The organism is Paenibacillus sp. J22R98, from assembly GCF_059383835.1.
Map to the genome: position 1 here is coordinate 1,062,024 of NZ_JBXENW010000001.1, position 12,585 is coordinate 1,074,608.

Annotated in this window: 12 protein-coding genes; all 12 read left to right on the top strand. The window is 50.9% G+C overall.

Annotated features, from left to right (window positions below):
• Position 1: 1 nt before the first annotated feature.
• Positions 2–901 (top strand): lipoyl synthase, encoded by a 900-nt coding sequence (lipA, locus tag AC50Y3_RS04910; protein ID WP_494817611.1) that lies wholly within the window; start codon positions 2–4, stop codon positions 899–901.
• Between the two features lie 25 nt (positions 902–926).
• Positions 927–2,360 (top strand): dihydrolipoyl dehydrogenase, encoded by a 1,434-nt coding sequence (lpdA, locus tag AC50Y3_RS04915; RefSeq protein WP_494817612.1) that lies wholly within the window; start codon positions 927–929, stop codon positions 2,358–2,360.
• 5 nt (positions 2,361–2,365) lie between these two features.
• A complete protein-coding gene (locus AC50Y3_RS04920) occupies positions 2,366–3,229 on the top strand; it encodes a lipoate--protein ligase family protein (RefSeq protein WP_494817613.1) in 864 nt (287 codons plus the stop codon).
• A gap of 15 nt (positions 3,230–3,244) precedes the next feature.
• Positions 3,245–3,877 (top strand): hypothetical protein, encoded by a 633-nt coding sequence (locus AC50Y3_RS04925; RefSeq protein WP_494817614.1) that lies wholly within the window; start codon positions 3,245–3,247, stop codon positions 3,875–3,877.
• 147 nt (positions 3,878–4,024) lie between these two features.
• Complete coding sequence (locus AC50Y3_RS04930) at positions 4,025–4,918, top strand: M15 family metallopeptidase (RefSeq protein WP_494817615.1); 894 nt, start codon at positions 4,025–4,027, stop codon at positions 4,916–4,918.
• A 173-nt stretch (positions 4,919–5,091) separates the two neighbouring features.
• Positions 5,092–5,874 (top strand): SDR family NAD(P)-dependent oxidoreductase, encoded by a 783-nt coding sequence (locus tag AC50Y3_RS04935; protein ID WP_494817616.1) that lies wholly within the window; start codon positions 5,092–5,094, stop codon positions 5,872–5,874.
• 25 nt (positions 5,875–5,899) lie between these two features.
• Positions 5,900–7,894, top strand: coding sequence for a YjhG/YagF family D-xylonate dehydratase (locus AC50Y3_RS04940; protein ID WP_494817617.1), 1,995 nt, complete (start codon positions 5,900–5,902; stop codon positions 7,892–7,894).
• Between the two features lie 6 nt (positions 7,895–7,900).
• Positions 7,901–8,677 carry an SDR family NAD(P)-dependent oxidoreductase gene (locus AC50Y3_RS04945; RefSeq protein ID WP_494817618.1) on the top strand — a complete coding sequence of 259 codons (777 nt, stop codon included), beginning with the start codon at positions 7,901–7,903 and terminating at the stop codon, positions 8,675–8,677.
• A gap of 236 nt (positions 8,678–8,913) precedes the next feature.
• Positions 8,914–10,044 (top strand): copper amine oxidase N-terminal domain-containing protein, encoded by a 1,131-nt coding sequence (locus tag AC50Y3_RS04950; RefSeq protein WP_494817619.1) that lies wholly within the window; start codon positions 8,914–8,916, stop codon positions 10,042–10,044.
• Positions 10,045–10,227: 183 nt separating this feature from the next.
• A complete protein-coding gene (locus AC50Y3_RS04955) occupies positions 10,228–10,716 on the top strand; it encodes an NUDIX hydrolase (RefSeq protein ID WP_494817620.1) in 489 nt (162 codons plus the stop codon).
• Between the two features lie 37 nt (positions 10,717–10,753).
• Positions 10,754–11,101, top strand: a complete 348-nt coding sequence (locus AC50Y3_RS04960) for a VOC family protein (protein ID WP_494817800.1) — start codon at positions 10,754–10,756, stop codon at positions 11,099–11,101.
• 238 nt (positions 11,102–11,339) lie between these two features.
• The gene (locus tag AC50Y3_RS04965; protein WP_494817621.1) at positions 11,340–12,584 is read left to right on the top strand and encodes a serine hydrolase domain-containing protein; all 1,245 of its coding nucleotides are present in this window, start codon (positions 11,340–11,342) and stop codon (positions 12,582–12,584) included.
• The last annotated feature ends 1 nt before the right edge of the window (position 12,585 follow it).

The window sequence follows — 12,585 nt, forward strand, 5'->3', positions numbered from 1 at the left end:
AATGCGCAAGCCCAGAGAACGCAAACCAGCGTGGCTGAAAATATCGCTTAATACGGGAGACAGTTACCAAGAAATCAAATCCATGATGCGCGGACGCCATCTGCATACGGTATGCGAGGAGGCGAAATGCCCCAATATCTTCGAGTGTTGGAGCCAGCGGACGGCAACATTCATGATTCTGGGCAAAATCTGCACCAGAGCCTGCCGTTTCTGCGCCGTGACCACAGGCCAGCCTACGGAGCTCGATTTGGAAGAGCCCAGGCATGTGGCACAATCCGTTAACGAGATGGGACTGGCGCATGTCGTTATCACTTCCGTCGCTCGAGATGATCTGAACGATCACGGAGCCTCGATGTTCGCAGCTACAATTGCGGCTGTACGCTTGAAAAATCCATTAACGAGCATTGAGGTGCTCATCCCGGATTTCGGCGGTGAAGCGAATCGGCTCTCCGTTGTATTGGAAGCGAAGCCGGATGTTCTGAACCATAACTTGGAGACCGTTAACCGGCTGTCGGACAAAGTTCGAGCTAAAGCCAAATATCTACGGTCCTTGTCTGTGCTCCGTATAGCGAAAGAACTTTATCCGAATCAGACGACGAAATCCGGCATGATGGTCGGACTCGGGGAGACGAAGGAGGAGCTTATTGAAGCGATGCGTGATTTGCGCGAAGCAGGCTGCGATATCCTGACAATCGGACAATATTTGCAACCAACTTCCAAGCATATGGAAGTCGACCGGTATTATCATCCGACAGAATTCGAAGAACTCAAACAGATCGGACTCGCTCTTGGCTTCGCCCATGTTGAAGCCGGTCCGCTCGTCCGCAGTTCCTATCACGCCCGCGAGCAAACGGAGAATGCGAAAGCAGCCTCGGAGGCAGCTAAAATCCAAAACATTTAATCCATAACGACTGAGGAGCGCTACTATGAACGATTATGACATCGTTATTCTCGGTGGAGGCCCAGGCGGTTACGTTGCCGCCATCCGTGCTGCCCAGCTGGGCAAACGCACCGCACTAATTGAGAAAGCGAAACTAGGCGGGACATGTCTGCATAAAGGGTGCATTCCCAGCAAAACGCTGCTGCGCAGTGCGGAGCTGTACGAGACAATGAAGCGGAGCTCCAGTTTCGGCATACGCGCGCAAGGCGTCGAGCTTGATTATAGCGGCGTGTTGGCCCGTAAGGACAGTATTGTTGAACGACTTGAAAGCGGCGTGCGATTCCTGATGAAGAAGAATAAGATCGATGTCTACGAAGGAACGGGGACCATTACAAATGCTGCATTGACGAGTGAACGCAGAGGCGTTATTGAAGTAACTGGCAACAAGAAAGGGATAGATGAAGGGGATTCGCCTCTATCCTTCGGCTATCGAGATCTCATTGTGGCTACCGGATCCAGACCCCGTCTAATCCCCGGGTTGCCTGTAAGTGAACGAATTATGAACAGTGATGAGGCGCTTGCTATGGCATCCATTCCGGCTTCGATCATCATCATCGGAGGCGGCGTGATCGGCGTTGAATGGGCATCGATGTTAAATGATTTCGGCGCGCAGGTCACAATCGTCGAAGCGGCAGAGCGTATCCTGCCGGCTGAGGATGAAGACATCTCGCGCGAGCTGACTCGTCTGTTTGCCAAACGCAAAATCAAAACGTTGACAAGCGCAAAGCTCCTTCCGAACAGTGTACTGGCCGACGATGAAGGTGTGATCGTTCAGCTCGCAAGAGGCGACAAGATTGAATCGCTAATGGCAACTTGCATGCTTGTATCCGTTGGACGAACGGCCAATATTGAAGACTTCGGCCTCGAACGAACCGCGGTGCGAATTGAACAGGGGGTTATAGCCGTTGATCGATCCATGCGGACGGATGATCCCCATGTGTATGCGATCGGCGATGTTGTCGGCGGCCTGCAGCTCGCTCATGTCGCTAGTCACGAAGGCGTGGTAGCGGTCGAGACGATCTGCGGACTTCATGCTCAATCCGCTGAGCCTGCTTCTGTTCCGAAATGCGTTTACAGTCGTCCCGAGCTTGCCAGTGTCGGACTGACAGAGCAGGCTGCCATGGAGAGCGGATATTCGGTCGCAATAGGCAAGTTCTCGTTTAAGGCTATAGGCAAAGCACTGGTCTTAGGTGAAACCGATGGTTTCGTGAAGGTTATTGCGGACGAGAAGTCCGGCGATGTCCTTGGCGTTCACATGATCGGCCCCCATGTAACGGACTTTGTCGGTGAAGCATCGCTTGCGCAGCTGTTGAAGGCAACCTCCATGCAAGTCGGGCATATGATTCATCCGCATCCGACGCTCTCCGAGATTATTGGCGAAGCTATGCTAGATACCGACAAACTGGCGCTGGGGATGTGAATGCGATGTGGAGGTTCGTACACACGGGGAAGCGGACGCCGGCGGAGAACATGGCAATCGACGAAGCGATCGTCGTTGCGCATGAAAGGGGACTTGTACCGCCAACCGTCCGCTTCTATGGCTGGAGTCCTGCAACGTTGTCCATCGGCTGTTTTCAGAAGGCTGCCGAGGAAGTTGATCTTGTCGCCTTGCATAAATACGGCCTTGGCTTCGTGCGGCGGGCAACCGGCGGACGTGCAGTGCTTCACGATCAAGAGCTCACTTACAGCCTCATTGTATCTGAGAATTACCCAGGTATACCAAGCAGCGTTGTCGAAGCTTATCGCGTTCTAAGTATGGGACTGTTATATGGGTTCCGCAAACTAGGTTTAGCTGCAACTATGTCGGGTATAGAAGAAGGGGGAAGCGGTGCTATTCCGGATCCAACGGATTACGGCAGTTCGAAAGGTAAGCCATTGTCGGCAGCCTGCTTCGATGCTCCATCCAAGTACGAGCTTGTCGTTGAAGGCAGGAAAATCGCCGGAAGTGCGCAGATGCGATCCAAAGGGATCATCCTTCAGCACGGTTCCGTCCTTCTAGAGCTGGATACCGATCTGTTATTCGAAGTTCTGCGATTCAAAGACGAAACGGAGAAAAAGCGATTGAAATCCATATTCGAACGTAAAGCGATTGCGATCAACACATGCCTGCGCCGCAAAGGGGAGTTACCACTCCTGATTACGGATGTGGAGGAAGCGTTTCGCAGTGGGTTTGCCCGTGGGTTGGAGACTGAATTAACCAACGGCACTTTAACGGCGTTTGAACTGGAATTGGCCAACCAGCTTGTTGCTGAGAAATATGGCTCAGAGGGTTGGAATCTTCGAAGGTAAACGGAGGAGGATCAGATGAAGCTTATACGTCGGGCTTCAGCCACGATGAGTTTGCATGAATCGCGGCTTCGCCAGCTTCTAATCGCGTTATTCGCCTCCCATTTCTTCTGTACCGTCCTATTTATTACGGCTGCTTATGCACTAGGGGAGGGCTTCGGCTTATCTCCGGTCATGATCGGATGGAATCTCATTACGGGCTTATTATTATGTATCGGGGCTTACATTCCAGACAATATGCTTGCTCGAACAGCGTGGACTTCTATCCCAATTGGATTACTCCTTAGTATGTTTGCTTCGATTTGCCTGGTATCTTGGGGAGGAAATGACTCATCTGTCCTTACCTTTGCGGTATCATGCGCCGGCTTCGGCTTTGCAGTGATGAATCTTGGCGTAACATCCGAAATGGAAGCCATTCCGCTGCATGATCAGCCTCATGCGGTCAAACGACGAATGCTCAGATCAAGGCAATTAGGTGTTGGGTTCGGGTTCGTTTTCTCCGTGCTATTCACCATGCTGCAGTGGGGAAGCTTCCATGTCGGCATTATGCGGCTGGAGATGGGCTGTACGTTTATTCTGCTCGCTGTCTGTTTTATTCTAACCGCGAAAACCAGGTGGATTCGCGCATGGGATAAAGGTTCTCATTTCTGAATCGGAAAATGGGGTTGCTTCTCCCGGTACCATTGCGGTACTGGGTTTTTTGTCGGTTTTTTATAAATTTTTAAGATTTTCAGCTGCTTTATCTTAATTTGTTTTCTTTATCCTAGAGATACAGAGAGTAGGAGGAGGAAACAAGAAATGAGAAAGTGGTTATTTTTGCTTGCGGTGGTGGTGTTGGTGATTGTATTCTACGAGCGATTCAAGTCTGCAGTCGATTCGGCACCTCCGATGGGACAAACCGAGAACGGGAACTCGAAAGAAACGCCAATTCCGGAAAATAGTCCGCCGCAAAACGAGCTGACGTTCCAAATCGAGGAAGATCAGGTGCACAAGGGAAACTTGCTTCTCGTGAACGAGGAAATTGCTGTACCATCCAACAATGCAGACGCCAAGGCGGTTAACTTATATAAACATCAGGAATTGGTGGACGGATTCGGTTTATTGGACAACAAGATAAGGCTGTCACCGGATTTGACTCAGAAATTCACTACGATGATCAAGCACGCCGCCGTAGACGGGGTCAAACATTTTCTAATCAGCAGCGGTTACCGAAGCGACAAGGAGCAACAAACGTTATATGACCAGTTGGGTTCGGAAATCGCGGCGGTTCCGGGACATAGCGAGCATAGCTTGGGACTGGCACTAGACATCGGGTCGACTACGGGGCAGATGAAAGACGCCCCGGAAGGGGAATGGCTGAAACAGAACGCCTGGAAGTACGGGTTCATCGTCCGCTACCCGGAAGATAAGACGGAGGTTACCGGCGTCATTCATGAGCCTTGGCATATCCGGTACGTTGGGCTTCCGCACAGCGCGATCATGCAAGAAAATCATTGGGCGTTCGAGGAATACTTGGATAATTTGAAAGAGCGCAAATCGATCACGACGACCGTTGGCGACCAAAGATACATCGTTTATTATTTTCCGGTATCTTCGAACACGACGCTTCACGTGCCCGCCGTCGGCAATTACGAAATATCGGGCAACAATACGGACGGCGTTATTGTAACCGTATTTGATATCGTGAGCTAGACTTCCAGCGTATTCAACGGTGTGATTCTACGATGAGATAATTAGAGGTGCTCGTGCTAATTCGACAGACTTTTCATATGTAAAGTGAAATATTGGAAAAGAACGCGTTGCATGAGCACCAATACTGAATGAGATCACTAATCAGAATTCACACTGTAAAAGGAGGGATCACCATGCTTGCGACAGGTTTTCATGGTAAGAATGCGCTGGTTACCGGCTCCAGCCGAGGGCTTGGCAAACAATATGCGCTTGACTTGGCTCGTGCCGGGGCTAACGTAATCATTCATGACATTCGGGATAGCTCGGCGGCAGATTTCAATGAAGCAGCCTCCGGGCATGCGGTTGCAGACGAAATCAGAGAACTCGGCGTCAAATCAGCATTTATTGCAGCTGATCTGGCCGATCCGCTTCAAGTTGAACGTCTAATTGAAAGCGCAATCAATGAACTGGGCTCACTGGATATTCTGGTCAATAACGCAGGGGGAGATATCGGTTTAAACACACCTCGCCCGGATCCGAACGATGCTCTTGATATTTCCATCGACGATATTCGTTCGGTTGTAGAACGGAATCTCCTGTCCACGATGTACGCCTGCAAATTTGCCGGCTCCTATATGCGGAATCGAAGATCCGGCAAAATCGTGAATGTAGGCTCCGTTGCGGGACATGTTCCGGTAACATCCGGTATTATCTACGCCGCAGCCAAAACAGGCATTTCCTCTTACACGCGAAGTCTGGCAGAGCAACTGCGTCCGTATGATGTGAATGTGAACTGCATTTCTCCCGCTCCGACCTATACCGGCAGATTTCTTGCAACGCGGACGGTGCAAAGCGAAGAAGGGCGGTCTCGTCTGCAGCGAATCGCTCAGCCTGAGGATATGGCGAGTATAGTTTTGTTCCTATGCGGCTCTGCTTCGGATGCATTGACCGGCGAGACGATTGTATGCTGGAAATAACAATCCTGAGGGCGAGGTAGAACGGATGACCGAGGCATTACGTTTCATCATGGGGTCGGAGGAGCCAGGCCATTATGACATCTTCACCCACGCTGCCGGTCCGGAGGGCAAGCTGCCGCTGACTTCCGATATGCTGATGAATCTTCCGAGCGGGGATTTATTCGGCATGAGCCAAAATGTCGGCATGGGCTGGAAGCCTGAGCGACTTCTCGGCAAGCAGGTTCTTATCCTTAGTACACAGGGCGGTGTCCGCGGAGAAGATGGCACGCCGATCGCACTCGGCTACCACACCGGGCATTGGGAAGTGGGCCTTCTCGTCAAAGAAGCGGCGCTCGAAGTGAGTGCCCTCGGCGGAGTTCCCTTCGCCGCTTTTGTCAGTGATCCCTGCGACGGTCGTTCGCAAGGGACCACCGGGATGTTTGACTCGCTGCCTTACCGCAATGATGCAGCTATGGTGTACCGGCGCCTGATCCGTTCACTCCCAACGAGGAGCGGCGTTATTGGGATAGGCACCTGTGACAAGGGACTGCCCGCCATGATGGTCGCCCTAGCTGCAATGCATGATCTTCCCGCGATTATAGTGCCAGGAGGCGTCACCTTGCCACCGACTGTCGGGGAAGATGCGGCCAAGATCCAGACCATCGGTACACGGTTCGCGCATGGTCAAATCACGTTGGACGAAGCAGCCGATCTGGGCTGCCGAGTGTGCGCTACGCCAGGAGGCGGCTGCCAGTTTCTAGGCACCGCTGCCTCCGCTCAGGTTGTAGCCGAAGCGCTTGGCATGTCTCTACTGCACTCGGCACTTGCGCCTTCCGGTCAGCCGATTTGGAGCAGCATGGCCCGTCAATCCGCGAGGGCGGTGCAATGGATGCAAGCAAGCGGTATAACGATGCGGGATATCTTGACGGATGCTGCCTTTGAGAATGCAATGGCCGTTCATGCCGCTTTCGGCGGTTCCACCAATTTACTGCTGCATATCCCGGCGATTGCCTTTGCGGCATCATGCCGAATCCCCGATGTAACGGATTGGACGCGAGTGAACAAGGCGGTTCCGCGGCTTGTGAGCGTGCTGCCGAATGGACCCGAACATCATCCTACCATTCGTGTGTTTATGGCCGGAGGTGTTCCCGAAGTCATGCTGCATCTTCGTAAACTCGGTCTGCTCAACGTGAATGTAAAGACGGTCTCGGGCGAATCTCTTGATGTACTCTTAGATTGGTGGGCGGATTCCGAGCGGCGACATACCATCCGTAAGCGGCTGCTAGAGGTCGACGGCATTGATCCGGATCAAGTGATTATGAGTCCGGAACGAGCGTCTGGCAGGGGATTGACGTCCACGGTAACTTTTCCAATAGGCAATCTTGCACCGGAAGGATCCGTCATAAAATCTACTGCGATCGATCCTAGTGTTGTCAGCGAGGATGGCATCTATCGCCATATCGGACAGGCGAAGGTGTTTACGTCCGAGAAAGAGGCGGTTAAGGCGATCAAGCTCGGCCAAATCCAGGCAGGCGATATTATTGTTCTTATGGGCGGCGGACCTTCAGGAACGGGGATGGAGGAGACCTACCAGTTGACCTCCGCATTGAAGCATCTGCCCTTCGGCAAACAGGTAACACTCCTCACCGATGCTCGTTTCTCCGGCGTGTCTACCGGAGCGTGCATCGGTCATATCAGTCCGGAGGCATTGGCCGGCGGTCCGATCGGAAAAGTGCGAAGCGGTGATTGGATTGAGGTCTGCATTGATCGCAAGAAGCTGGAAGGGAGCATTCATTTCATCGGCCAAGGTGAAGAGCGTTTCAGCCTAGAGGCAGGCGCAGCAATACTGGCTGCCCGGACCGTACATCCGGACCTTGCCCCAAACCCGGCTCTTCCAGACGACACTCGGCTATGGGCAGCTCTTCAGGCAGCAAGCGGAGGTACATGGCGAGGCAGTATTTACGATGTTGATCGTATCGTTGAAACGCTGCAAGCGGGTATGGAAGCGTTAACTAGATCCAAGCAAGGAACTGGAGGCTGATTGTTCGTGGATAAAGGTGGTCGTCTGGCAGGCAAAGTAATTGTAGTTACCGGGGGAACGAGAGGAATCGGTAAAGGCATCGCTCGCATGTGCTCGGCTCAAGGCGCATATGTGGTTATAAGCGGGAGGAACGAGCAGGACGGGAGCCAGGTGGTCACGCAGATTGCTGAGGATTTCGGTATAGAAGCGCTGTTTATTCGGAAGGATATCAGCAGCGAGGCGGCTTGCCGTGAATTGATCGAGGAAACAGTCGCCCATTTCGGAAGAATCGACGGACTGGTGAATAATGCGGGGATCTTTCCGAGAGGTTCGATTCTGGAAACGACAGAGGAGCTGTTCGATTCGATTTTCGATGTCAATGTCAAAGGCGCTTTCTTCTGTTCGAAATATGCGATTTCGGAGATGTTGAAGACAGGCGGAGGCTCGATCGTTCAGATCGGTTCTACGAACGGATATAAAGGTTCGAAGGATCTCGTCGCGTATGCTTGCTCGAAAGGCGCAATGCGGACATTAAACCGTACGATCGGGGTCCATTATGCCAGGGAAGGCATCCGTTCGAACTGGGTGACTGTCGGCTGGGTGGCGTCAGAAGGGGAAGTGGAGCTGCATGAAAAAATGGGCTATTCCGTAAATCAGCTCAATGAGTGGGCGGAAACCCGCGTACCTAGCGGTCGCATGCAGACTGCGGAGGACATGGCCTATGGCGTTGTTTATTTGCTGTCGGACGAATCCAATCAGGTAACGGGAACAGAGCTCTCCATCGCGGGTGGCCTCGGCATTTAGATGGACTTTCTTTGATTTATTTAACCATGATCCGATGAGCTATAACATTGGAAAGTAAAAAGAAGCCTGTTTTATACACGGGTTTCTTTTTTTTGAGCAAATTCAGGGTATGCATTCGCTCAATACTGTTTTGTATTGAAATATTTGTAAACGAATAACGGAATCATAACTGTAACTTTTTCATTCTGCATTGCGTCTAGAAACATACATCGAAGCAGAAAGGAAGATTATGAACGATGAATAGAAAAAATCTACTGTTGTCCAGTCTAATTGCCGCAACTGTAATTTCAGCAGGCAGCGCGCCTTTAGCACACGGAGCAGAAAGTACACCAACTACCGGCGCTACCTCTGCTGTCACTTTTAGAATTAATGATGTTAATTATAGCAATGGTACAGGTCAGCATAGTCTTCTTGCAGCTCCCTTTGTTACAAACGGAAATACAATGGTTCCTGTTCGAGCAACCGCTGAATCTCTCGGTGCATCGATCGGATGGAATGCCAAGAACCAGGTGATTACATTGTCCGGAGAAGGCTTTGGTACAATCAAATTCACCATGAATTCTTCCTTTGCAGAGAATGCTAAAGGGGAGAAAATTAAGCTTCCCGAGCAAGTTCGCCAGACAAAAGGCACAGTATTCGTTCCCGCCAAGTCGTTAGCTTCCCTTATGGGCATCCGACTGCAATGGGAGTCTGCAACCCGTAAGGTTACGCTATCAACGCAGTCACAAACGCCCAATAGTTTAGACTTCAATTATCAATTCACTAAGGATATGGAAGGTTGGAAGGGGGGCTTCGCCGATTTGCCGGTCGACTATGATAAAGAAATCTACGAACTGGACTATGCGCATAAGTTACTTCCCATCGATAAAAATACGACTAATTATGGGTTGAAGCTCTCGGGGCATAATCGAAGCGATGATTTGTTTATGTTTCTTTCCAAGGGTATTGATGGGTTAAAACCAAACACATCCTATAACGTCGATTTGAAGTTTGCGATGTACACGGACGCAGGAGGAGGAAGTGTCGGTATTGGCGGCTCTCCTGCTGAATCGATCTATGTGAAGGCCGGCATTCTGACGAACGAACCGTTATCAGTTCCAACGACTACTCCGGGGTCGGAATATTACCGAATGAACGTGGACATCGGAAGTCAAGGAACCGGTGGCAAGGATGTCAAAGTAATCGGAAATGCGGCTAAACCTGATGCGGACAAGGCGGGTTATCAGCGTGTTGATTTCAACTATAGCGCGAAGGTAACGGCAAATGACAAAGGTGAGATTTATATTCTGATTGGCGCGGATTCAGGATTCGAAGGGTTGACTACCCTTTACTTTGATGATGTCAAAGTAACCGCTAAAGCTTCTTAGTCCAAGCGATAGGCTCCTTTTCAATGAAGTGCATCTCTTAGAATTAGAAGAGGTGCATTTTGTTTTTGGCCGTCTTTCTTTAGCTCATGAGTCGTTGTCTTCATGAAGGAATCGATTAGGTTCTCCCCGAATAATGAGATATCTGAACAAACCTACAACTTAATCGTACCAGGAGGTCTTGAAATGTCGTTTCCGACGCATATTGTATCTGCAGGAGGCATTGTAGAAGATGGCAATGGGAATATCCTATTAGTAAAAGCTCATGACGACGGTTGGGTATTTCCAGGTGGGATAACAGAAGTTGGAGAAAACCTCATTGATGGCGTCATTCGTGAAATCAAAGAGGAAAGTGGAATAGATGCCACGGTCAGTCATTTAATCAGTGTTGTTTCCAATACGGCGATCCATAAGTGGTATGACGGTGTGACTGATGTTCCTACGAAGGTCATGTTTGATTTCGTATGCAAAGCCGTAGGAGGAGAATTAGCAACTTCGGATGAAACAAGCGATAGCAGGTGGGTGCCAAAGGAACATGCTCTGGATTTGATTACATTACCTGCAATCCGCCTGCGATATGAAACTTATTTAAACTTTAACGGTTCTGTAAATTATGTAGAATACGCCACTGCGACAACTACAGCATGCAGCGTTAAGCTTCAAAGGACCGTTTAATGATAACAATTTTGATCACAGACAGGAGTTAGTTATGATGATAAAAGGCTTCGGAGGCATATTTTGGAGAACGAACAATCTTGAGGTAGTGAAAAAATGGTACAGTGATGTATTGAAGATTGAAATCAATAATTGGAATGGGACTGTGATACAACCTCAACCGGGAAATGAGACGATCTTTTCTTTCTTTACCGAGCAGGACAGTTATTTTCCAACAGAGCAACAAGTGATGTTGAATTTCCAAGTCCATAGTCTGGATGAGATGATCAAACATCTTGAACACATTGGTGTACCTCTTGCAAAGAAACCACAAGATAGCGAATATGGAAAGTTTGTTTGGATCGAAGATCCTGATGGTCGACTGATCGAGCTTTGGGAGAAATAACGATTTCGATTTTGCAATTCATGACACCACGGCAGCCGACTAAATCATTCGGCTGCCGTTTTCATTTTATTGGGTAATAATGTTTGTACTTCGTTAATAGCCTTCAGAATACTCGATTTCACCAAGAACGGGAGGTGAGTCAGTCTCGATGATGTATTAAACACGCTTTCTAGCACGGATATCATGAGAGATTGGTAGAACTATAGCGCCGAATATCAAGTAAAGTGAGGGAACCCAGATGAAAAAGGTTACAGTTGAGCAAAGCAATAGCGGCTTCTCGGAATCAGGACTACGAAGAATGCGCGAGGTATTGAAGCGGCATGTTGAATCCGGTAAGATTCCCGGGCTTGTCGCCCTAGTCAGCCGTAACGGCGAGACTCACGTAGAAGCGATCGGCACGATGCGTCATGACGGTGGTGCTCCGATGCGCCGGGACACGATCTTCCGGATGGCCTCCACGTCCAAGCCGGTTACGGTTGCGGCAACGATGGTCCTGCTCGATGAGTGCAAGCTGCGTTTGGATGACCTGGTAGAGACATGGCTGCCGGAACTCGCCGACCGGAAGGTACTGAAGCGAATCGACAGTCCGCTCGATGACACCGTGCCGGCGCGGAGACCAATCACCGTACGTGACCTGCTGACCTCCACATTCGGGCTCGGCATGGATTTGACCTCGCTCGGCACGCCGATCATGGGCGCGATCATTGAGCGGGGGCTCACGCCTGACTTACCGGTGCCGATGCCCGAGCCTGATGAGTGGATGCGACGCCTTGGCGAGCTTCCGTTGATGCATCAGCCAGGTGATCGTTGGCAGTACCACATCAGCAACGATCTACTCGGCGTGCTCGTCGCCAGAGTCACTGGACAATCGTTTGAACAGTTCTTGCTCGACCGCTTATTCGCTCCCCTGGGTATGAAGGACACCGGGTTCTATTTGACCGGCGACAAAATCGACCGACTACCGCCCTTATACGCCCCCGACCCGCAGACGGGAACGTTCAACATTTGGGACGAAGCCAAAGGGGGACGCCACAGCCAGCCGCCGGCGTTCCAAGGCGGAGGCGGCGGGCTAGTCTCTACCGTCGACGACTACCACGCCTATTACCAGATGCTGCTGAATGGCGGGATGCACGGTAGCGAACGGATCTTGTCCCGACCTGCCGTCGAGTTGATGACCACCAATCGCCTCACGCCTGAACAACAAGCGGTTAGGAACGCCATGGCTGCCAATAACGTCCATATCTCATTTGGGCAAGGGCAGCACGGCGGCTGGGGGATGGGGATGGCAGTGCGAACTTACCGCGGCGACTACGCAGCTATCGGCCAGTTTGGCTGGGATGGCGGAAGCGGCGTTTCGACCTATGCGGATCCGAACAATGATCTCACCGGTATCCTACTCACACAGGTCGGAATGACCACCCCGGATTCGGCACGGGTTATCCACGATTTCTGGACTACTGTCTACCAGGCACTTGAAGACTGAG